The organism is Natrinema hispanicum (assembly GCF_900111485.1).
Taxonomy (GTDB): domain Archaea; phylum Halobacteriota; class Halobacteria; order Halobacteriales; family Natrialbaceae; genus Natrinema; species Natrinema hispanicum_A.
Genome location: NZ_FOIC01000005.1, coordinates 193,389 through 214,543 on the forward strand (window position 1 = coordinate 193,389; position 21,155 = coordinate 214,543).

Annotated in this window: 23 protein-coding genes; 18 read left to right on the plus strand and 5 right to left on the minus strand. The window is 62.9% G+C overall.

The window, feature by feature from the left end; all coding sequences use genetic code 11:
• Positions 1–125: 125 nt before the first annotated feature.
• Both BSG09_RS07315 and BSG09_RS07320 read left to right on the plus strand, forming a co-directional pair.
• Positions 126–959, plus strand: coding sequence for a ZIP family metal transporter (locus tag BSG09_RS07315; RefSeq protein WP_092931650.1), 834 nt, complete (start codon positions 126–128; stop codon positions 957–959).
• An 89-nt stretch (positions 960–1,048) separates the two neighbouring features.
• Entirely contained in the window at positions 1,049–1,792 is a 744-nt protein-coding gene (locus BSG09_RS07320) for an acyl-CoA synthetase family protein (RefSeq protein ID WP_092931652.1), read from the plus strand.
• Between the two features lie 71 nt (positions 1,793–1,863).
• On the opposite strand, the gene BSG09_RS07325 is transcribed toward BSG09_RS07320, so the two are convergent.
• Complete coding sequence (locus BSG09_RS07325; protein ID WP_092931654.1) at positions 1,864–3,066, minus strand: MFS transporter; 1,203 nt, start codon at positions 3,064–3,066, stop codon at positions 1,864–1,866.
• Positions 3,067–3,276: 210 nt separating this feature from the next.
• On the opposite strand from BSG09_RS07325, the gene BSG09_RS07330 reads away from it, so the two are divergent.
• Positions 3,277–3,930 (plus strand): HAD family hydrolase, encoded by a 654-nt coding sequence (locus BSG09_RS07330; protein WP_092931656.1) that lies wholly within the window; start codon positions 3,277–3,279, stop codon positions 3,928–3,930.
• 137 nt (positions 3,931–4,067) lie between these two features.
• Positions 4,068–4,994: a hypothetical protein gene (locus tag BSG09_RS07335; protein WP_092931658.1), complete on the plus strand. Its 927-nt coding sequence runs from the start codon at positions 4,068–4,070 to the stop codon at positions 4,992–4,994.
• Positions 4,995–5,220: 226 nt separating this feature from the next.
• Here BSG09_RS07335 and BSG09_RS21550 read toward each other — a convergent pair whose 3' ends face one another.
• On the minus strand, positions 5,221–5,355 hold the full coding sequence (locus tag BSG09_RS21550) for a hypothetical protein (protein ID WP_262488516.1): 135 nt from the start codon (positions 5,353–5,355) through the stop codon (positions 5,221–5,223).
• A gap of 310 nt (positions 5,356–5,665) precedes the next feature.
• On the opposite strand from BSG09_RS21550, the gene BSG09_RS07345 reads away from it, so the two are divergent.
• The 5 genes from BSG09_RS07345 to mce all read left to right on the plus strand — a co-directional run bounded on the left by BSG09_RS07345 (position 5,666) and on the right by mce (position 9,690).
• Positions 5,666–6,250, plus strand: coding sequence for a GNAT family N-acetyltransferase (locus BSG09_RS07345; RefSeq protein WP_092931660.1), 585 nt, complete (start codon positions 5,666–5,668; stop codon positions 6,248–6,250).
• Between the two features lie 91 nt (positions 6,251–6,341).
• Complete coding sequence (locus BSG09_RS07350) at positions 6,342–6,668, plus strand: hypothetical protein (RefSeq protein WP_092931662.1); 327 nt, start codon at positions 6,342–6,344, stop codon at positions 6,666–6,668.
• 86 nt (positions 6,669–6,754) lie between these two features.
• Positions 6,755–8,440, plus strand: coding sequence for an acyl-CoA mutase large subunit family protein (locus BSG09_RS07355; RefSeq protein ID WP_092931664.1), 1,686 nt, complete (start codon positions 6,755–6,757; stop codon positions 8,438–8,440).
• A gap of 274 nt (positions 8,441–8,714) precedes the next feature.
• The gene (locus BSG09_RS07360; RefSeq protein WP_092931666.1) at positions 8,715–9,110 is read left to right on the plus strand and encodes a hypothetical protein; all 396 of its coding nucleotides are present in this window, start codon (positions 8,715–8,717) and stop codon (positions 9,108–9,110) included.
• Between the two features lie 193 nt (positions 9,111–9,303).
• A complete protein-coding gene (mce, locus tag BSG09_RS07365; RefSeq protein WP_092931668.1) occupies positions 9,304–9,690 on the plus strand; it encodes a methylmalonyl-CoA epimerase in 387 nt (128 codons plus the stop codon).
• A gap of 30 nt (positions 9,691–9,720) precedes the next feature.
• Here the strand turns inward: mce and BSG09_RS07370 are convergent, their stop codons facing one another.
• Both BSG09_RS07370 and BSG09_RS07375 read right to left on the minus strand, forming a co-directional pair.
• Positions 9,721–10,590 (minus strand): hypothetical protein, encoded by an 870-nt coding sequence (locus BSG09_RS07370; protein WP_092931670.1) that lies wholly within the window; start codon positions 10,588–10,590, stop codon positions 9,721–9,723.
• 156 nt (positions 10,591–10,746) lie between these two features.
• Positions 10,747–11,385, minus strand: coding sequence for a ferredoxin--NADP reductase (locus BSG09_RS07375; protein ID WP_092931672.1), 639 nt, complete (start codon positions 11,383–11,385; stop codon positions 10,747–10,749).
• 261 nt (positions 11,386–11,646) lie between these two features.
• Between BSG09_RS07375 and BSG09_RS07380 the strand changes: the two genes are divergently transcribed.
• Entirely contained in the window at positions 11,647–13,404 is a 1,758-nt protein-coding gene (locus tag BSG09_RS07380; protein ID WP_092931674.1) for a 2-oxoacid:acceptor oxidoreductase subunit alpha, read from the plus strand.
• The gene (locus BSG09_RS07385; protein ID WP_092931676.1) at positions 13,401–14,264 is read left to right on the plus strand and encodes a 2-oxoacid:ferredoxin oxidoreductase subunit beta; all 864 of its coding nucleotides are present in this window, start codon (positions 13,401–13,403) and stop codon (positions 14,262–14,264) included. The genes BSG09_RS07380 and BSG09_RS07385 overlap by 4 nt, the downstream gene beginning before the upstream one ends.
• A gap of 173 nt (positions 14,265–14,437) precedes the next feature.
• On the opposite strand, the gene BSG09_RS07390 is transcribed toward BSG09_RS07385, so the two are convergent.
• Positions 14,438–15,148: a helix-turn-helix domain-containing protein gene (locus tag BSG09_RS07390; protein WP_092931678.1), complete on the minus strand. Its 711-nt coding sequence runs from the start codon at positions 15,146–15,148 to the stop codon at positions 14,438–14,440.
• Between the two features lie 185 nt (positions 15,149–15,333).
• Here BSG09_RS07390 and BSG09_RS07395 point away from each other — a divergent pair, with 185 nt between their 5' ends.
• From BSG09_RS07395 to BSG09_RS07425, 7 genes are all read left to right on the plus strand, one after another.
• On the plus strand, positions 15,334–16,902 hold the full coding sequence (locus BSG09_RS07395) for an ABC1 kinase family protein (RefSeq protein WP_092931680.1): 1,569 nt from the start codon (positions 15,334–15,336) through the stop codon (positions 16,900–16,902).
• Between the two features lie 60 nt (positions 16,903–16,962).
• A complete protein-coding gene (locus tag BSG09_RS07400; RefSeq protein WP_092931682.1) occupies positions 16,963–17,607 on the plus strand; it encodes a metal-dependent hydrolase in 645 nt (214 codons plus the stop codon).
• 180 nt (positions 17,608–17,787) lie between these two features.
• Complete coding sequence (locus tag BSG09_RS07405; protein ID WP_092931684.1) at positions 17,788–18,381, plus strand: hypothetical protein; 594 nt, start codon at positions 17,788–17,790, stop codon at positions 18,379–18,381.
• A gap of 231 nt (positions 18,382–18,612) precedes the next feature.
• Complete coding sequence (locus BSG09_RS07410; protein WP_092931686.1) at positions 18,613–18,843, plus strand: AbrB/MazE/SpoVT family DNA-binding domain-containing protein; 231 nt, start codon at positions 18,613–18,615, stop codon at positions 18,841–18,843.
• Positions 18,844–19,224, plus strand: a complete 381-nt coding sequence (locus BSG09_RS07415) for a PIN domain-containing protein (protein ID WP_092931688.1) — start codon at positions 18,844–18,846, stop codon at positions 19,222–19,224.
• Between the two features lie 43 nt (positions 19,225–19,267).
• Entirely contained in the window at positions 19,268–20,749 is a 1,482-nt protein-coding gene (locus tag BSG09_RS07420) for a replication factor C large subunit (RefSeq protein WP_092931690.1), read from the plus strand.
• 207 nt (positions 20,750–20,956) lie between these two features.
• Entirely contained in the window at positions 20,957–21,154 is a 198-nt protein-coding gene (locus tag BSG09_RS07425; protein WP_092931692.1) for a hypothetical protein, read from the plus strand.
• Position 21,155 lies beyond the last annotated feature (1 nt).

The following is a 21,155-nucleotide window of genomic DNA, read 5'->3' on the forward strand; positions in this document are numbered from 1 at the left end:
ACCGTCGCTTAACGTGGTAACTCACCGCACCTGATTGGTGGCCTTATATGCTGGTCGTCAGTATATATGACAGCAATGGGGACCAGTGAGCGACGAGACGAGACCGTGACTCGAAGGATGGATGCATGGTCTCGATAGTCGACCTGTTCGTGCAGGTAGCCGGCGAAAACCCGGTGATACAGGGACTCATCGGCGGGATCGTTATCGCGACGTTGAACTTGGTCGGCGCATTGCTGGTCCTCGTCTGGCGAGACCCCTCGAGGCGCGCGCTCGATGGGGCGCTTGGGTTCGCAGCCGGCGTCATGCTCGCTGCGGCCTTTACGAGCCTCATTATCCCGGGGATCGAACAGTACGCCGGTGGGGACCCGGTCCCGACGCTCGTGGGCGTCGCACTCGGCGCGGCCTTTCTCGATCGTGCCGACGGGCTCGTCCCCCACGCTCACTTTCTCCTGACTGGCCGTACACGGACTGACGAAGCTGATCCGAGTACGTCGCTGCCGCTCGAGAACGAACGGCTGGTCCCCGTCGTGCTGTTCATCTTGGCGATCACGCTCCACAACATGCCCGAGGGGTTGGCCGTGGGGGTCGCCTTCGGCTCCGGTGATGTCGAGAACGGGATCGCGCTCATGCTCGCGATCGGCATCCAGAACATTCCCGAGGGGCTGGCCGTCTCGGTGGCCGCGATCAATGCCGGGCTGGATCGGCGCTTCTACGCAGCGTTCGCCGGAATCCGGTCCGGTGTCGTCGAGATTCCGCTTGCGGTGCTTGGCGCACTGGCGGTGAGCGTCGTCACGCCGCTGCTCCCTTACGCGATGGGCTTCGCTGCCGGTGCAATGTTGTTCGTGATCTCCGACGAGATCATCCCCGAAACCCACACCCGCGGGTACGAGCGGATCGCCACGCTCGGAGTCATGGCCGGCGTGATCGTGATGCTGTATCTCGATATTACACTGGGATGACTCCCTCTCCCGTCGTATGACGGCGTTCGACGTCATCATCCGGGAGCCGAGTCGGCGTGCTTTTTTCGCCGCGCTCCCCAGACATTCGTATGAACGCCGCGACGGTCGACGATCTGCTTACCCGGGAGCTGCGTGACGAACAGACCGGGCTCGTCGACGTGACGGGCCGGGAGTACGACTACCACTGGCTGTGTACCACCGCCTGGAAATCCGGGAACTTCCTGCGCCATGCGGGCGTCCGCAAGGGCGTCACCGTCGGCGTCGTCGGCGACGGCCCGCTGGCCCTGCTTGCTTTCTTGGGGACGACGCTGCTCGAGGGGCAGACTCGCTTTGACCCGCCAACCGACCTCGCGGACGACGACGCGTTCCGGGCGCTCGTCGCGCCCGTCGACGAACTCGCGGAGTATGACCTGCCACAGGGCGCACAGCGAGTCGGCTACGGCGACAAACCCGACTCGCCGGACGTCCACCACTTCGACGCTGGCGTCTGGACCGAGAACCCGTCGTTCCCGCCGCTGTCGATCGATCCCGACACCACGATCCTGACCGACGGCGAGCAAACGGTGACCCACGAGGGGGTGCTGGACGCCGCCCGCGGGGTCGTCGACGACGTCGGCCTCGAGGCTGGCGACCGAGTCGTCGTCCGCGCGCCGCTGTCGGATCCCCGAACCGTCGCGGCCGGCGTGATTGCGCCGCTGCTGGCCAGGGGCGTGATCGTGCTGCCCAACGGCGACGAGACGCCGACCGAACAGGGGACATACGCCGTCGCGAGCGAGTCGGCTGCGTCGGTGCCCGAATCGACTCGCATCGAGCTCGAGTCAGTCACACTGTAGGGTGTCCGAACCGGGCTCGGCGCGTCGTGTTCGGCGCACAGACCGCACCGGGACCTGCGAGGTCGACCGACTCAGGTTGCCGCTCCTCGGAGTCGGTTCGTGGCGAGCCCGACGGCGGCGAGGCCAGCGATTACACCGGCGGCGACGAAAACACCTCTAACGCCTGCAAACGGCACGAGAGCCCCGAACAGGACCGGCGAGAGGAACTGCCCGGTGTAGCCGAAGGAAGCGATGTACGAACTGAACTGGCCCTGCCGTGTCGCCGGTGCGAACGCTTCAACCCATGCGAACGTCGAGGGGAAGACCAGCCCGACGCCGAGTCCGAACAGGACCACCGGTATCACCGCGCCCGTGGGCGTTCCGACGGCGGTTGCGATCCCGAATCCGACGGTCCAGAGGACGAGCGCCGCCAGCACGAGCGCCGAGCGATCGACGTACCGCAGTAGGCGGTCGTACGTGATTGCCGAGAGGCCACCGGCAGCGCCGTTGGCTGCGAGATAGAGGCTGATCTGGAGGGAGTCTGTCACGTCGATACCGGCCAGAAACTGTGGATAGAACACGACGATCACGTACAGCAACGCGTTCGCACCGAAGTACAGCAGGTACACGAGCGGGAGCGCTGGCCGGTCGCGAAACACGGAAAGCACCGCCGCGATGTCGCTGTGCTCGTCTCCGTGTCCGCTCCCGTCGGCGGCCGCGTTGCTGGTGGCAGCCTGCTCCGTCTCGGGAACCGTGAGCGCGGCGACGACGCCCAGTGGGACCGCGACGAGATAGATGCCGAACGGCAGGTTCCACGCGATCGCACCGGCCGCGCCACCGACCAGCGGCCAAACTGCGGCACCGGCGCTGTTCGCGCTGCTTCGATATCCGAGTGCCCGCTCCATCGCCTGTCCCTCGTAGCAGTCGTAAATGAGGACCGTCACCGACGTATAGACTGCAGCGGTGCCGAGTCCGAGGACGATCCGAGAGGCCAATAGCGGGTACAACGAGTCGGCGAACAGCCCCGCGCCGCCGCCAAGGCCGTAGACGACGAGGCCGCCCACGAAGGGCCGACGGGCTCCGATCCGATCGACGAGCGATCCCATAAGCGGGCTCGCGAGGACGATGACACCGCCGTGAGTCGTGATAACGAGTCCGGCTGCGAGCCCGGAGACGCCGAGTTCGCGCTGAATCCGGGGCACGACCGGGCCGAGAACGGCCCCCGCCATGACTGTCAACGTCGCTGCCGCCACCAGTACCCAGAGCGTTCGTCGAAGCCGTCTCGAGAGTGCCACTGCGCTTTCTTCGGCAGACGAGTCACAACAGGATTGCGGTCAGCCGGCGGTTCGAGACGCGCCACGAACGGTCGGCATATTCAGTAGTACGTTTGTGCTTTCCGAAGCAGGGTCGGAGCGCAGGGCCCACTGGATGTGACGGACAGTCTTCACGCGAGTCGAGAGCATCAGATAGGGTTATAGCCTCGGAGTCGATACGACCCGGTAGCAATGCAATACGACGCGGTCCTGTTCGACTTCGACGGGGTCGTGGTCGAGAATCCCTCGTCCCAGCGACTCTACGACGCGCTCGGCCGAACCTACGAAAAATTCGGTCGCTCTGGGCCGGCTTCTGAAACGTTTCAGGAACTCATGCGTGGCGACTTCGAGTCGCTCGCCCAGCGGTGTCACAGCCTCGGCATCAAAACCGACTCGTTCTGTGCCCAGGCCGCCCGGGAGATGGTCCGAGTCCAGCGTGAGGAAGTCGAACGTGGGCTTCGCTCCGCCTACGACGATGTCGCCGCGATGCGGTCGCTCGAGGCACCCCTTGGAATCGTCAGTGACAACCATCCGACCGTCGTCTCGACGCTGCTCGATCGATTCGGGCTCCGATCGCTGTTCGAGACCGTCTATGGCTGCCCGCTGACTCCCGATGGACTGTCCCGACGCAAACCCGATCCAACGAACATCGAGGCTGCGATCGCCGATCTCGAGGCCGAGACCGCGCTGTACGTCGGTGACCGGGCCGTCGACATCCGCGCAGCCGACAACGCCGGTATCGATTCGGCGCTCATCTCGCGGCCCGAAGCCGACGAGCCCGATTTAGATGCGACGCCGACCTATCAGCTCTCGTCACTGTCGCAGCTTCCGGCTGCGCTCCGGTAAGAGGGCCGCTCCTCGACGCACGGACCCCGACCAAACCGCCACCCCGAGCGGCTGTGAGCCCCACCCGGAACCGACGAGCGCTGGATCGAGGCAGATTCGTGGCCGCGCTTTTTGCGCCTCCGTGCCGTACACGACGTATGGACCCCGACGACACCTGGACGAGCCTCCGGAAGCAGTGTGAAGCCCTCGAGCCGGGTGCAGAACTGATCACACCGGTCTCCGAGCGGCCGTTCGGCATCGAGCGAACCGCAGCAGATCGGATCGTCGTCCGGTTCGGGGACAGCGGCGAGCGACAGTCGCTCTGGCGCGAACAGTTCGTCGTCGTCCTCGAGCGACTCGAGGAGGGGGCGGTCGCTATCGAGCGACTGCAGCCGGGGATCGAACCGTATGCAAGCGTCGTAACCCTCACCGACGAGTATGCGGTCGACGACGGGACGATCAGCTCTGACCCCGACGCCGTCGCCGGGGAGAGTCCGTTTCTCGTCTCCGCGGCGGACGCACGGGCCCCGCGCGAACGCGTCCACGACGACGCGTTGCTTCTGGCGGCGCTGCTCGAACGGCTCGAGACGGACGAGTTCGCAGCACTCGAGACCGACTCGCTGACGGATCTGTACGTCCTCACATCCGATGTCCAGCACGGCACCGATCGACTGCGTCGCTCGGCGCGCGAACCGCTGCTCGAGCGGCTAGGGCCGGACCAGCAACGTTACGGGCGATACGGAACCGTCCGGCGGACGACACGGGACCGTCGCCGGCCGAAGGATGCCGAAACCGTGTTCGCCGCGCTCGACGACCACGGTATCCCCCGCGAGTGGGTCACTGGCATCGACCGGGACAAACTGGACGTCGTCCTCGCGGTGACCGAACTGGAGACAGACGAGGTCTACGACGTCACCGAAGACGTCTACATCCAGAAGACGGGCGTCGACGAGGACGAAAAGTACTCGCGGCTGCAGGGACTCGCAGACCGGATCGACGACCTCGACGATACCGAGAGAGACGCCCTGCGCGAGGAACTGGCCGACATCGAGAAGCGACTCGATGAAGCGCTGTCGAGCGGCTAGCCGCCACGAGGAGCACGTCGTCCGTCTCGAGTAGGCGACATCCGTTTCAGTGACGGCCGACCCGGTCGAACTGGGTTCCGGAACTGGAGACCGACTACCGTTTGCCGGTCCACCCACAGTCGACACACGTCGGCGAGTCACCGACGGCGATCGTAGTTCCTGAACAGATCGGACACGCGGCGTGTGTCTCGCCGTCGGCGATGGGTCTCTCGGAGGAACGATCGGATCAGACTGCCTTCGGGACGGACGGATGGCAGGTCGCACAGACTTCTCGCGTTCGGCGGTGGGTCATGGTGTCGGACCGGTGTCGATGCGTAAAGAGCCGGGAGACGTTATCGCCACAGCGTTCGCACTCTACCATGATGTGCTATTTGTTGTCATGGCCAGGTATAAACCTTTTCCAAATGTTGCGATTATGCATATCATTCGGATGTATCAGGCCTCGCTTCGGTGTATTAGTCAGTGTTCATAATTTGATTGCATCCAGAATACAATATCTGTCAAACTATGGTGTGCTACGGATGGACATCGAATCTGGAACAGGACCGTGCGATCAGCGTCGTCGGGCTGTCGAACGACTGGCCCGCCAACCGATGCGAGGGACGCGGACCGTGATCGAACGGTATGGCAACCCACAAACCCTTTTGGCTGCACGTCGCCTACGTCGAATCATGTACGTTCGGGACGCGAAAAACAGAGAGGAAGTCTGGTTGCTGGATCACATCGAGGCGATGGGACTCGATGAGACGGCGTTTCGCTCTCGCGACTACGTCGTTGCTATCGACGAGGAATCCGGCGAAAAGGCCGGCTTCGGCCGGATCCGCGTCCACAAACCCAATGACTCGGACGACGTCTGCGAGTTAACCAGCATCGGCGTCCTCGAGAACTGGCGCGGACAGGGCGTCGGGGCCCACGTCATTGAACGACTCGTGGAGTACGCCGGCGACGAGGGGTTCGATACCGTCTACGCCCTGACCGGCGAGGGGCCCTATCTCGCCCAGTTCGGTTTTCAGCGGATCTCGGAGTCGGACCTGCCGACCGTACTCCAGGACCGACTCGACGCCAAACGCGACGGATCCGACCCGGACGCGGTACCGCTGTCGATCGACGTCGACGAGTTCCGGATGCCAGCGCGACTCCGAGAGGCGTTCAAGCGCGCGCCGGAAGGCCGCGAAGACGCGGACAGCGAAGAATCGCCCGAGGACTTCGGCATCGATCCCGACTCGGCGACGTACAAGTACGATACGGGTCGGTGACAGTGGCGCACACCTACAGCGACGCTGGACCTGTGACTGGGCCGTCGAATGCCGAAATCCATAACCAGAGACAGACGGACATCCAACAGTCATGACTGCTGATGGATCCGAGCCGACGACCCAGAACGAGCACGCCGACAGCGACGAAGACGACGTTCGCGTCTGGCTCGTCGAGCGAACGTATGGCGACGACGAACTCAATATCGTTATCCTCGTGTACGCGACCGAAGACGGTCGGCAGTACCACCGCCGGGAGCGAGCGCTGACCAGTTTTACGGGCCCAAAACGCGAGACAAAAGCCGGATTACTCGTCCCGTCCGAATCGCTCGGAACCGTCGATGATCCGGACACACAGGCTCGCTATGCCGAGGAAGCCTCGAGGATGGCGGCCCGACACGAACCGGACGACAACGTCTAGACTTATATTAGTCGATTCAGTGACACGATAGGGGCCCTGAGCGTGTTCATCAAAGTTCAAGCCCCGTGCCGTCCTCGCTTTCGATAATGTTCGATCCCGACGAACTCGAGGAGATCCGTGCCAGCAAGGAGGAGTGGCACGAAGAGGAGGTAGAACCCGTCCTCGACCGCTTCGGCGAACGCAAGGAAACGTTTACGACCGATACGGGCGGCCAGGAAGTCGATCGCCTCTACACCCCGGCGGATGTCGATGACCTCGACTACGAGGAAGACCTTGGCAACCCCGGCGAGCCGCCATACACGCGCGGTGTCTACTCCACGGGCTACCGCGGTCGGCTCTGGACGATGCGCCAGTACGCCGGCTTCTCGACCCCTGAAGACACAAACGAGCGCTATCACTATCTGCTCGATCAGGGCCAGACCGGGCTCTCGATGGCGTTTGACCTGCCGACCCAGATGGGCTACGACTCCGACGCCGACATGGCCGCCGGCGAAGTCGGCAAGGCCGGCGTCGCGATCGACTCGCTCGAGGACATGGAGACCGTCTTCGACGGCATTCCGCTCGACGAGGTCTCGACCTCGATGACGATCAACGCGCCGGCGTCAGTGCTGCTGGCGATGTACATCGCCGTCGGCGACCAGCAGGGCGTCGACCGCGAGGAACTCCGAGGGACGATCCAGAACGACATTCTGAAAGAATACATCGCACGCAACACCTACATCTACCCGCCGGAATCGTCGATGCGGATCATCACGGACATCTTCGAGTTCTGTGCCGAGGAGACGCCGAAGTTCAACACGATCTCGATCTCGGGCTACCACATCCGCGAGGCCGGCTCGACCGCGGCCCAGGAACTTGCCTTCACGCTGGGTAACGGCATCGAGTACGTCGAGACGGCGATCGAGGCCGGCCTCGACGTCGACGACTTTGCGCCCCAGCTCTCGTTCTTCTTCAACGGCCACAACAACATCTTCGAGGAGGTCGCGAAGTTCCGCGCGGCCCGTCGGATGTGGCACGACATCATCGACGAGCGCTTCGACCCGGACGATCCCAAGTCCAAACAGCTCAAGTTCCACACCCAGACCGCGGGCTCGATGCTGACCGCCCAGCAGATCGAGAACAACGTCGTCCGCGTCGCCTATCAGGCGCTTGCGGCCGTCCTCGGCGGTACCCAGAGTCTCCACACCAATGGCAAGGACGAGGCACTCGCCCTGCCGACTGAGGAGTCCGTCCGCACCGCCTTGCGCACCCAGCAGATCCTCGGTCACGAGTCCGGCGCGGCCGACACCATCGACCCGCTTGCCGGCAGCTACTACGTCGAATCCCTGACTGACGAGGTCGAGGAAGAAGCCTACGAGATTCTGGACGAAGTCGAAGAACGCGGCGGCATGCTCGATGCTGTCGAGCAACAGTGGGTCCAGCGCCAGATCCAGGATACGGCCTTCGACCGCCAGCGCGAAATCGAGGAGAAAGACCGGATCATCGTCGGCGTCAACGAGTTCGAAATCGAGGACGAAGAGCCCGAGATGGACGTCGAAGAGGTCACGCAGGAAGACCAGCAACGGAAGATCGACGGCCTCGAGCAGACGCGCACAGATCGCGACGACGAGGAAGTCGATGCGGCACTCGAGGCCCTGCGGGACGCCGCCCAGAGCGACCAGAACTTGATGCCCTATATCATCGATGCCGTCAAAACCTACGCGACGGTCGGCGAGATCTGTAACGTCCTGCGCGACGAGTTCGGCGAGTACCAGCCCGGCAGCGCGGTCTGAGAGGGCGTTCTCGAGCACTCACATCCCGAATTGGCACTGACCCCGGTCGGCGGCTATCCCGTCAGATATCACGGTTCCGCCACCGAGGAGACGCGAGACGCGAGCGCATCTTTTCGGACCGTCGTCTGACGGGATCGGTCGCTGTCGAATCCGATTCGACCGGGACCCCACGACGGCATTCTCGCCAACTGCTATTGTATAGGCGGCGAACATGTCGTAGCGGATACCGCAACGGTAATACCGTGATATTTCGTCACGCCAACATAGTTCACTAATGTATACAATTGAACGGACGGATTTCGGATTTCAGATTACCTTTGCCGGAAAGATGGACGAAGCAGAACTCCACGAGTGGATCAACGACTCGCGAGCGGCGCTTCAAGACTCGCCCGACGAGTTCGGCGTCCTCGTCGACATGCGGGACCTGAAACTGCTCAACGACGACGAACAGCAACTCATGCGGGACGGCCAGCAACATTATCAGGACGCGGGCATGGTCCGCTCGAGCGTCATTCTCGACTCGGCGATTCTGACGCTGCAGTTTCGCCGGCTCGCCAAGGAATCGGGAATCTATGACTGGGAGCGGTATATCAACGCTGGCACGACCGACGACTGGTACCAGCAGGCCGTCGACTGGCTCGTCGATGAGATCGACCCGGACTATCAATGACTTCATGACGGGCCGTACAACAGCGGCCTCGAGACTTGCCGACCGCTCCATCTCACGACTATCTTCTATCGTCTCGTCTCACCTTCGCAAGCACGCGCGAATCTAACAGTTGATTACACGCTGTCAAGCGCGCCATCGGCTGTTCGAGGATAAATCACAACAATAACGCGGTCGCCGCGAGGAACTCAGCCTGATGCACTTCGATCACGCCGGCATCGCGACCGACGACGCACAGGCACTCGCAGAACTGTACGGCGATCTCTTCGGTCTCGAGGTCGCTCACGAAGAGGAGTTCGACGGCATGCGCGTCGTTTTCCTCGAGTGTGGCGACGGCTATTTCGAGTTACTCGAACCCCTCGAAGACGACGGGACGATCGCCCGCTATCTCGAGGATGGCGGTGCGGGTATCCACCACCTCGCGCTCGCGACCGACGACATCGAGGCCGCCCTCGAGACGGTCCGCGACCACGACGTGACGCTCATCGACGAGGAGCCACGGCCGGGCGCGTGGGGTCACTCGGTCGCGTTCCTCCATCCGAAAGACACCGGCGGCATTCTGGTCGAACTCGTCGAACACTGACGGCGATCGCTTGGCTGTTTCGGGTTGTTGTTACTCAGACACAGCAGGCGTAGCCGTAGCCACCTGTCGACTCTCGGCGCGCGTTTCGTGGCGCACCTCGACGCGGCCGGGGTATCGGCCATCGAGGTCGATTGTGGCCTCGTAGTCGACGATACCAAGACAGTCGGCACAGCCGTCGGCCGTCTGCTCGCCGCTGTCGACGACCACCGTGAGCACGTCGCGTCCGTCATCGTACGCGACGTCGGCGAACGACGGCTCGTAACACGGCGTCGGCGTCGGGATCCGTCCGGTCACGACGACGGCCTCGTCCGTGAACTCGACGGTCGCAGTTCCGTCCGTTCCACTCGTACAGTCCTGCGCGTTGCTCTCGAGTGACGTGTCCGTAACCGCTGGTTCGGGACACGACGTCGATCGCGACGTCGAGTCCGTGCTGGTTCCGCTCTCGCGCAGCGTCACCGTCGTTTGTGACTGCGTACAGTCGAACGGCTCGCGATCGACGCCGACAGTCGTACTCGATTCGCTGCTCCCGTCTGGGTTGCTCGTCGTTATCGAGATGGTGTACGAACGTGGCTCGACGAGGATGAACGTGACCGTCTCGTCTGCGGACACCGTGATGTCACGCTCGAGAAGTGGCTCGTTCTCGTCGGCCGTGATCTCGACGGCAGCCGTGCGCTCTGTGTCGCCGTCGTTGCGAAGCGCGAGTTCGTGTGGCGGCTGTGCAGAGGGGAACGGAACGGCGTCGGGATCGCCGACGGTGATCGGCTCGTCCGATCCGGAGCCGGGTCCGCCGCCCGAGCTGCCAGTTCGATCCGTCCTGCGGCGCTCGAGCGCCGAATCAACACAGCCAGCGAGCCCGCCGAGCACGGCGGCCGTGCCGACGAACAGATGACGCCGTCGCATAGTCGACGCCACTACGATGTGACCTAAACATCTTTGTCACCATTGCTGACTGGTTTCTGAGAGTGACTGTCGTTGCTCGAGACACCAACGGACACGGTCGAATCAAAAGCTGTCGTCCGTAAGCCGCTCCGCGAGTCGACCGACCGCGCGGGAACGTTACCCGAAGTTCTCGATCAGGGCCTCGTCCGGATCGCCGCCGTCGCGCTCGATCGTGTCGGCGACGAACGTCACGAAGTCGTCGAATCCAAACGCATACAATTGGCCCTCCTCGCGGTGGGTCGCGACGGCGTCTGCCAGCGCTGTGTCCGCATCGTCCTCGAGAACGGTGACCGTCGCGCCCGCGTCTTCGAGTGCCTCGAGCCGGGCTTCGTGTGCGGGCTCGTCGTCCTGATAGATCACGACGGCGTCATGGCCTGCCTCGTGCGCTGCTTCGGCAATCGCGACCGCCGCGCCGACGCCGGGACCGCCGGCGACCGCGACGACGTCACCGTCGCCGTCGTAGGTACTTCGACCGAACGGCCCCTCGATGGCGACGGTTTCGCCGCCCTCGAGGTCGGCAAGCCACGGCGAGAGATCACCGTCGGGATCGATGCCGACGGTCAGTTCGAACGTGTCCTCGACGGACGGCGACGAGAGCGTGTAGTGACGCGAGATCTCCTCGTCGTCGGGCATCGCTCGGAGTAAGACGAACTGCCCTGGCTGGGCGTCGAAGTCCGCTGGTGTTTCGAGCTCGAGTGCGACGGTGCCGGGTCCGACTTCGCTGACCGATGCGACGGTGACTGGCGTCCCCTCCATGCAAGGCGGTTTGGCTGCCGATTGAAAAGGCGTTCCGTTTCGGCAGGGCGTCTGTGCCGCGTCAGTGGCAGGACGCGCCGGACGCGGCGGGCGAGACTGAGAGGGACCTGATCGCCAGTCGTTGTTGGAGTCGGCCCCGATCAGGAACGATAATTGTCAATTATAAATACAGTAGTTATAAGATAAACCTTCCACTGTTGCGGAGGTACGCCTAGGGTTTCAGAAGCCTTTTCATTTATGGGGGGCAAGGCTCAGGATAACATGGCTGAGGATCTCAACTGGGCGGTCGGTGGCGAAGCCGGAGACGGTATCGATTCCACCGGGAAAATCTTCGCTCAGGCACTTGCCCGAGCAGGACGGCACGTATTCACGTCGAAAGATTTCGCATCGCGAATTCGGGGTGGCTATACCGCCTACAAGATTCGCACGTCGGTCGACCAGGTGCAAAGCGTCGTCGACCGTCTCGACATCCTCGTCGCGCTGACACAGCGTACTATCGACGAGAATCTCGACGAACTTCACGAAGGCAGCGCCATCATCTACGACGGCGAGCGTTCGTGGGAGGCCGAGATTCCCGACGAGATGACGGCGGTCGACGTCCCGCTGAAGTCGCTGGCCGAGGAAGCCGGTGGCGCGATCATGCGCAACATCGTCGCGCTCGGTGCTGCGTGTGAGATCACCGGCTTCGACGTCGAGTATCTAGACGAAGCACTCGAGAAGCGCTTCGGCGGCAAGGGCTCGAAGATCGTCGAGAACAACAAGGAAGCCGCTCGGGCAGGGCAGGAGTACGTCCAGGAGAACTACGATCTCTCTCACCTCGGCTACAACCTCGAGACGACGGACAACGACTACGTCCTTCTCAACGGCAACGAGGCGGTCGGCATGGGAGCACTCGCCGCCGGCTGTCGGTTCTACGCCGGCTATCCGATCACGCCCGCGACCTCCATCATGGAGTATCTGACCGGGCGAATCGAGGAATACGGCGGCCACGTCGTCCAGGCCGAAGACGAACTCTCGGCGATCAACATGGCACTCGGTGGCGCACGTGCCGGTGCCCGATCGATGACCGCGACGTCGGGCGCAGGGATCGACCTCATGACCGAGACGTTCGGACTGGTCGCGACCAGCGAGACGCCGCTTGTTATCGCTGACGTCCAGCGTTCTGGCCCCTCGACGGGGATGCCGACGAAGCAAGAACAGGGCGACCTCAACATGGCCCTGTACGGTGGCCACGGCGAAGTGCCGCGCTTCGTCGTCGCGCCGACGTCGATCGACGAGTGTTTCTGGAAGACCGTCGAGGCGTTCAACCTCGCCGAGAAGTACCAGACGCCCGTGTTCCTGGTCTCTGACCTGGCGATGTCCGTTACCGAACAGACGTTCCCGCCGGAGGCCTTCGACATGGACGCAGTTGAAATCGACCGCGGCAAGCTCGTCGACGAGGACAACGTCGACGAGTGGCTCGACGCGCAGGGCCACTTCCGCGCCCACGCCGTCACCGACGACGGCATCAGCCCGCGTGCCATCCCCGGCATGACCGACGGTGCGCACATGAGCACCGGCCTCGAGCACGACGAACTCGGTCGCCGGACCGAAGACGAAGAGGAACGCGTCCAGCAAGTCGACAAGCGCAACCGCAAAGTCAAGACGGCCCGCGAACGAGAGGACTGGGACTACCGCGAGTTCGGCAACGAAGACGCCGACAACCTCGTCATCTCCTGGGGCTCCAACGAGGGCGCACTCGCTGAAGCACTCGAGTATCTCGAGGACGACGGCATCGACGTCCGCGTCATCTCGGTGCCCTACATCTTCCCACGACCGGACCTGTCCGACGAGATCGAAGCCGCCGACGAGACGATCGTCGTCGAGTGTAACGCGACGGGGCAGTTCGCCGATCTGATCGAACACGACGTGCTTACCCGCGTGAAACGCATTAACAAGTACACCGGCGTCCGCTTCAAGGCGGACGAACTCGCAGACGATATTACCGCGAAACTCTCTGAAGAGGTGCCAGCACAATGAGCTCCGACGTACGATTCACCGACTTCAAATCCGACAAGCAGCCGACCTGGTGTCCCGGATGCGGCGACTTCGGGACGATGAACGGCATGATGAAAGCCCTCGCGAACACCGGCAACGACCCCGACAACACCTTCGTGGTGGCCGGGATCGGCTGTTCCGGCAAGATCGGGACGTACATGCACAGCTACGCCCTCCACGGGGTCCACGGTCGTGCGCTCCCGGTCGGCACCGGCGTCAAGATGGCCCGCCCCGACATCGAGGTCATGGTTGCTGGTGGTGACGGTGACGGCTACTCGATCGGTGCCGGCCACTTCGTCCACGCCGTCCGCCGGAACGTCGACATGACCTACTGTGTCATGGACAACCGCATCTACGGGCTGACGAAGGGACAGGCCTCGCCGACCTCGCGGTCCGACTTCGAGACCTCGACGACCCCCGAAGGCACCAAACAGCCGCCGGTCAACCCGCTTGCACTGGCGCTTGCCTCCGGTGCGTCCTTCATCGCCCAGTCGTTCAGCTCTGACGCGATGCGCCACGCCGAAATCGTCGAGAAGGCCATCGAACACGACGGCTTCGGCTTCGTCAACGTCTTCAGCCCGTGTGTCACGTTCAACGACGTCGACACCTACGACTACTTCCGTGACAACCTCGTCGACCTCGAGGAGGAGGACCACGACCCGACCGACTACGAGGCCGCCAAGGAAGTCATCCTCGACAGCGACAAGGAGTACCAGGGCGTCATGTACCAGGACGAAAACTCCGTGCCGTACCACGAGAAACACGGCGTCACCGAGGACATGTCCGAGATCCCGGACGGCGCGCCCGAAGACGCAATGGACCTCGTCCGCGAGTTCTACTGAGGCGACCGATCGCGTCCGTCGGTACTGACTCGTTCAATCGCTTTTTCACGACGCGGTCGGACCCACGACAGCCATCCGTCCGTCCGGCGTTCGATCGACCGAGCGTCGCCACTGGCAGTCACGATCACTGCACAGCCAACTCCCGACGGCATACCCCTATTCAACAAAGCATCTTATTCAAGACTGACGAGATACTCGAGCATGTCGTCGAGCGGCGCGTTCGTGACGGCAAGCGAGTAGCCGTCGATCCGCGCAAGGTCGGCCGCGTGATCCCAGAGATCTGCCTCCTCGATGCCATGGAGGATGACCGCGTTGGGCGTCGGATTGACGACCCGCAGCGCCACGAGCGGTGACTCCCCGCGGGTCACGCCGGTAAACACGAGCACGCGGTTCGTGCTCTGCCCGTAGAGGCGGAAGAACTCCTCGCTCGAGAGGCGCGTGATCGCCTCGATGCTGTCGATGACGGTGTGGCCGCTGACGCGGTCGGTGCTGCCCGCGGCGACTTCGGTCGCCTCGAGGTCGTCGTACAGTCGTGCGAGGGGGATCGAGGTGGCGTACTCTCGGAGGTCGTAGACGACGTCACTCTCGAACCCGGCAGAGAGAACGCGGCCGTACTGTCGAATGCGTTCGCCGCCACGTCGCTCATCAATTGTGAGCAATCCTGCAACGAGTCGGCCGACGACGCCGATGCCGGGGCTTTCCCGGCGACCGCTCTCGTAGTCGGAGATGACCGACGACGAGACGTCGAGTTCGGCCGCGAGGTCGGTCTGTGAGATATCGAAGTCGGTGCGCCATTTGCGCAGTGTCGCGCCGGGGTCGTCGCTTAGCGTAATCTCCCCGGCAATCTTCTCCGCGAGCTCCCGTTTCGGTCCACGCCCGCTCATACCCGTCGGTCATCCGGTCGACTCAAGTAGCTACCGGAGACTGGTTGGGGTCTAATACCTGCCGCCATCGCGGCGACCGATCGTCCCGGCGGTATCACCCGCCGGAGCACTGACGTATTTGTGTCCAGTGTTCGAACACGACGTATGGACGAGCGTCCGATCGAGGTGGCCGGTTCCGACGACCGATGAGGGGCTACTATCTTCGGTACGTTCAGGTTCTCCTTCGGTTCTTTCCCCTCGCGATCGCGTTTCTCAGGGATAGACGGCGGTTTCTGTTGTTCGGGCCATCCCGGCAGGTCTCGACCGCAGTCCACCGGGATCGCGCCCAGCAACTCACAGAGACGATGCTGGATCTCGGGCCAGCGTTCATCAAGGTCGGCCAGGTGCTGTCGACGCGACCGGACATCGTTCCGCCGACGTACGTCGAGGAATTCGCGACGCTACAGGACGAGGTCCCAGAAGAGGCAGGCGGCGATCCGATGACCGTCGTCGAAGCCGAACTCGAGGATACCATCGACCTCGAGACGCTCGAGCCGGTCGCCGGCGGTTCACTGGCGTTCGTCTACACCGCCGAATACGAAAGCGAGCGGATCGCCCTGAAAGTCCGGCGGCCGGGGATCGTTGCGGTGATCGAGCGCGACCTGCGGGTCATCAGGGGATTCGTCCCGTTGCTTCTGTTGCTCGCCGACAAGCGCCAGCGCTACTCGATCGAAAACCTCGCGGGCGACTTCGAGGACATCATTCTCGAGGAACTCGACTTCGCGCGGGAGTCGTCGATCATGGCGGAGATTGACGACAACTTCGCCGACGACGATCGGATCATCGTCCCCGATACCTATCCCGACCTGTGTTCGGAGCGCGTCGTCGCGATGGAGTACGTCGAGGGCAGGAAGATCACCAATGAGCGTGCGCTGGCCGCGGTCGGCATCGAACCCACTGAGATGGCGACGCTGATCGCCCGCACGTACCTGAAGATGGGACTCATCGACGGCGTCTTCCACGCGGATCCCCATCCGGGGAACCTCTCGGTGACCGACGACGGCCGACTTGTCATCTACGATTACGGGATGAGCCAGCGGTTGACAGCCGACGAGCAAGCCGACATCACCGCCCTCTACCGGACGCTCGTCCGTCGCGACGTCGACGGCCTCCTGAACACGCTCATCGCGCTCGAGGTGCTCGACCCGGCGGTCGATCGGGTTCAGGTCCGGCGGGTGCTCGAACTCGTTATCGAGAACCTCGAAGGGCGCTCGGAGGTTACCTGGCGACAGATCATCACCGAACTGTTCGCGCGGCTCCACGAATTCCCGTTTCGCATCCCGCCGAACGTGATGTTGCTCATGCGCGTCGGCACGGTCGGCGAAGGCGTCTGTCGGACGCTCGACCCCGACTTCGATTTCCTCGGGGTCACACGCTCGTTTCTCGTCGACCACGGCTTTATCCAGAGTGAACTCGAGACGCTGCTTTCGGACGTCCGCGGCGATCTGCGCGAATCACTGCCCGTCCTCGCACGGACCCCGGCCCGGTTCGACACCGTCTTCGGCCAACTCGAGCGCGGCGAACTCGTCGTCAGGACCGAGCCCGTCGAGTCACCCACCGGCGGTGATCCAGCAGTCGGCTACGCCGTCCTCGCTGGAGCCCTGTTCGTTGCCGCGTCCGTGTTGCTCTTCCACGAGGGGTCGCTTGAGATCGTCGCTGGGATCGGTGGGCTCCTGTCGCTCGGACAGTACCTCCGCAAGCGACGCCATCAGTGAGGTGGGTTCGTCTCCCGGTGTCCCCAACAGTCAAGCCCTCGCAGTTCGAGTCGGTGGAGTGTGCCATCGACCGTCGTCCACGTCGCGTTCGCCGGCCTGCTCGGGGCCGCGTTACTCGATGAGACCTTCGACACGCGATCGATCCTGGTGGTAATGGGCACGAGCGCCCTCCTCGATCTCGATACGCTGATCGGAATCGTCGTTCCTGGAACGCATCGGGCAGCGTTGCACAACGTCTGGATCGTCCTCGTTCCCGCCGCCGTCTTGCTGTGGGACGGTGTGATCCGCGAGGAATCGCTCGTCAGAAGACGATGGGGCGACGCCGCCCCGCGCGTCGCGTGGGTCACGCTGGCGGCGCTGCTGTTCGCACACGTCCTGTTCGACGCCTTCTTCAACGGCGTCAACCTCTTCTGGCCGCTTCATGACCGGTTTTACGACCTCTCCGGGACGCTGCTCGTGACCGACCAGCGCGGACTCGTCCAGACGTTCGTCGAGCTCGAGTCCGGTGGCGTTGCCGAGTCGACGGTCCGCGGGACGACCGAAAACACCCACTACCGGACGGGATTCGATCCAACCCGTGGCGAACCCGCAGCCAACGTCGAGCGGATCTTCCCGATCACCGCGACCGGTGAGCGGTTCGTTCTCACTGTTGCCGGCTTCGCGGCGGTGTGTATACGGCTCCTCGAGAAACGGCATGCGGCCTAGCGGTTGCTGAATCGATTCCCGATTACCACCGCAGACAGATGCTGAGCAACACTCGAGCGGGAACAGGCGTGCGCTCGAGTCGGCGGACTGACCTGCCAGCACAAAACGTCGAAATCAGTGATTGTATCCAAACATGACTGTTCTCAAACATTTTATGGTGCGGGGCAGACAGGGCACGGTATGGATCGACGGACGTTCGTCACGACCACCGGACTCGGAATGGGATTTGCGGGCTGTCTCACCACGGCGCGTAACGAATCGGGCGGTGAAACCGAACCGAGCAACGAGACTGAACCGATGGATTCCGAGAACGACTCAGTGACGAGCTCCGACGCCGAGACGGACACCGACAGTTCTGACCAGACGGTGACGACCGACGAGACACACCGGGACGTGACCTTCGATTCCTGTGAGCGAGCCAGGGTATCCGGCACGTTCGAGGCGGGTGACGTCGCCTTCGCGAACACGGGATTTTACCAGGACGGGCTCTACGGTGATACCCGTCTCGAGGATGGCGTCGTCTTCGGGGAAGACGTCGATGCCCCGTTTTCGGGAACGGTCATCTTCGAAATCGCTGACGGCTCCCACATCCGGGAGCGTGACGGCGAGATCATCGTCGCGATTTCGGACTACGGCGGCGACGGCACCGTCATCTCGTCGCTAACGACTCGACAGGCGGACTACGAGCGGGTCGTCCCGACACACGAGAACCCCGACACAAGCGACTGTCTCGGCGACCTCACACCGGATGATCATAGTGACGCGTCGGGATAACCGCGGCATACCGATCCGCAACCACTAAACGCGGTTCATCCCTGCCACGATGCAATAACCGACTGGACGGCGAAGTCGGGGAAATACGATGGAGATTCGATGCGCTGAGAACGTCGAATACGCGTTATCGTTCGCTCACGGATGTGAAGACAAATTCCGATCGGGGGACGCAGAATGGGTATCCTCATATATCGGGGAACATTTTTATTTTCACCCACCATACACCGAGGTATGTCCGACGTAGCGCTGGACGACCGTGGCCGTCTCACGCTCCCGAAGGAGGTCCGAGAGCGATACGGGGACCGATATCACGTCGTGCAGCTCCCTGATGGGATCAAATTAATTCCTGTCGCCGACGACCCGCTCGAGGCACTCAGGGACGAATTCGCGGACGTCGAGAAGTCGGCCGACGAACTTCGTAACGAAGCACGTGAAGCAGCGCTCGATGCGGCCGGACGATAGATGTATGCGGAAACAGATTTCCTTCTCGCGCTGATTAAGGACGATGACTGGCTCGGCGACGCTGCCGAGTCGATATACCGAGAGCACCACGACGAGTTATGGACGTCGCAGTTCACGCTCATCGAACTCCTGATGGTCGCCTACCGCGAGGAACGTGATACCGAACGCGTCGTTTCGAACGCCGCCAACCTCGTCGAGGTACGTGGTGATGTGGAGACGGTCGTTACGGCGGCGACGTATGTGGAAGACCACGGGTTCACACCGTTCGACGCACTTCACCTCGTTGAATCGAATCGAGAGACAATCGTCTCAAGCGACGAGACGTACGAAGACGTCACATCCCGTCTGGACCTGAAGACGGTCGACGAGCACGAGGAGTGAGGCTCCGCAACCACTAAACGCGGCTCACCCCTACCACGATGCAATGACCGACTGGACGGAGAAGTACCGCCCGACGACACTGTCGGAGGTACGCGGCAACAACAAGGCCCGCGACCAGCTGAAAGAGTGGGCCGAAACCTGGGACGACCACCGGCAGGCGGTGATCGTCCACGGCAGCCCCGGCGTCGGGAAGACCTCCGCTGCCCACGCGCTGGCCGCTGACATGGGCTGGCCGGTGATGGAGCTCAACGCCAGCGATAGCCGCGGGGCGGACGTCATCGAGCGGATCGCCGGCGAGGCCGCCAAAAGCGGCACGCTGACGGGCGGCGAGGCAGGCCGCCGACTCGTCATCTTGGATGAGGCGGACAACTTCCACGGGAACGCCGACTACGGCGGCTCGCGGGAGGTCACTCGCGTTGTCAAGAACGCAAGTCAGCCGATCGTCCTCGTGGCAAACGAGTTCTACGACATGAGCCAGTCGCTCCGAAACGCCTGCGAGACGATCGAGTTTCGCGACGTCTCGAAGCGCTCGATCGTGCCCGTCCTGCGGGACATCTGTCGGCGCGAGGGTGTCGAGTTCGAGGAGGAAGCCTTAGCGAAAATCGCCGAGTCGACCAGCGGCGACCTGCGCTCGGCAGTCAACGACCTGCAGGCAGTCGCCGAGGAAACCGAGCGGCTGACCGTCGAGGACGTGGTCACAAGCGAGCGCGACACCACCGAAGGGATCTTCGACTTCCTCGACGACCTCATCAAAGAGCAAGACGCCGAAGGTGCATTGCGAGCCTCCTACGACGTCGACGAAACCCCCGACGACCTGTTGAACTGGATCGAGGACAACGTCCCGAAAGACTACGAGGGCGCGGAACTGGCCGATGCCTACGGGTTCCTCTCGAACGCCGACCGCTGGCTTGGTCGAGTCCGGGCGACACAGGACTACTCGTTTTGGCGATACGCGACGGACAACATGACCGCCGGGGTCGCCGCCTCGAGACGTGGCTCCAAAGGCGGCTGGACGCGCTACGGCCCACCGAGTTACTGGTCGAAACTCGGCCGCACCAAGGGAACCCGGAACACCCGCGATTCGATCGCCGAACGCATCGCCGAGCGCGAAGGCGCAAGCGTCGCTACTGCCCGCCGCGAGATCCTTCCGTTCCTCTCGACGATGACACACCACTGTCGGAATCGAGACCTGACCGTCCGGATGGCAGCGGCATATGACCTCGACGAAGCCGAGGTCTCGTTTATTACCGGCAGCGGGAAAGACACCAACAAGGTCGCGTCGATCGTCGAGGACGCCGCCGATCTGAAAGCCGAGCAGGCAGTCGAACACTCGGGCAACGCTTTCTTCGAGACCGAACGCTCGAGTGAGACTACCGACGACTCGACCGACGATGACGACAGTGGACAGCGAACGGTTGCGACATCGGCGGACGACACGTTGGCAGATGAATCTGCAGCGGCTGCCGACTCAACGGCACCTGACGAACCGGATGGCGATCAATCCGGATTGGGCGACTTCATGTGAGCCAGCGGTTCCATCGAGACGCTGGAGACTCAAGCAGTCCGTGTGGGCTCATCGTCTCTCGCGTTCGATCGATCTGTAACTGTGGTATCTGACAGTTCCGATTAGGACACGACTTCTGATTACATTCGATGCGAAAGTAAATGATTTCTTACCAATCGACACTATTACATCGGTGAACGGTGAGAGTGGCTGTTGGTGACCGCCTGAATGACAGAACCACGTCGCTGCCCGCTTTGTACGGAAACGTACACCGACCGAACCGACCTTCGGGTTCACCTTGAGGTCGAGCATCGGAAGTCCGAAGTAGTGTCACACCTCGTCGACGACCACGTCGAGGACAGGCCACTGCCATCGGAGAGCGAGCAGTCGACAGTCGACGAAGAGCGACCAGCGCCGTCGGCCTGAG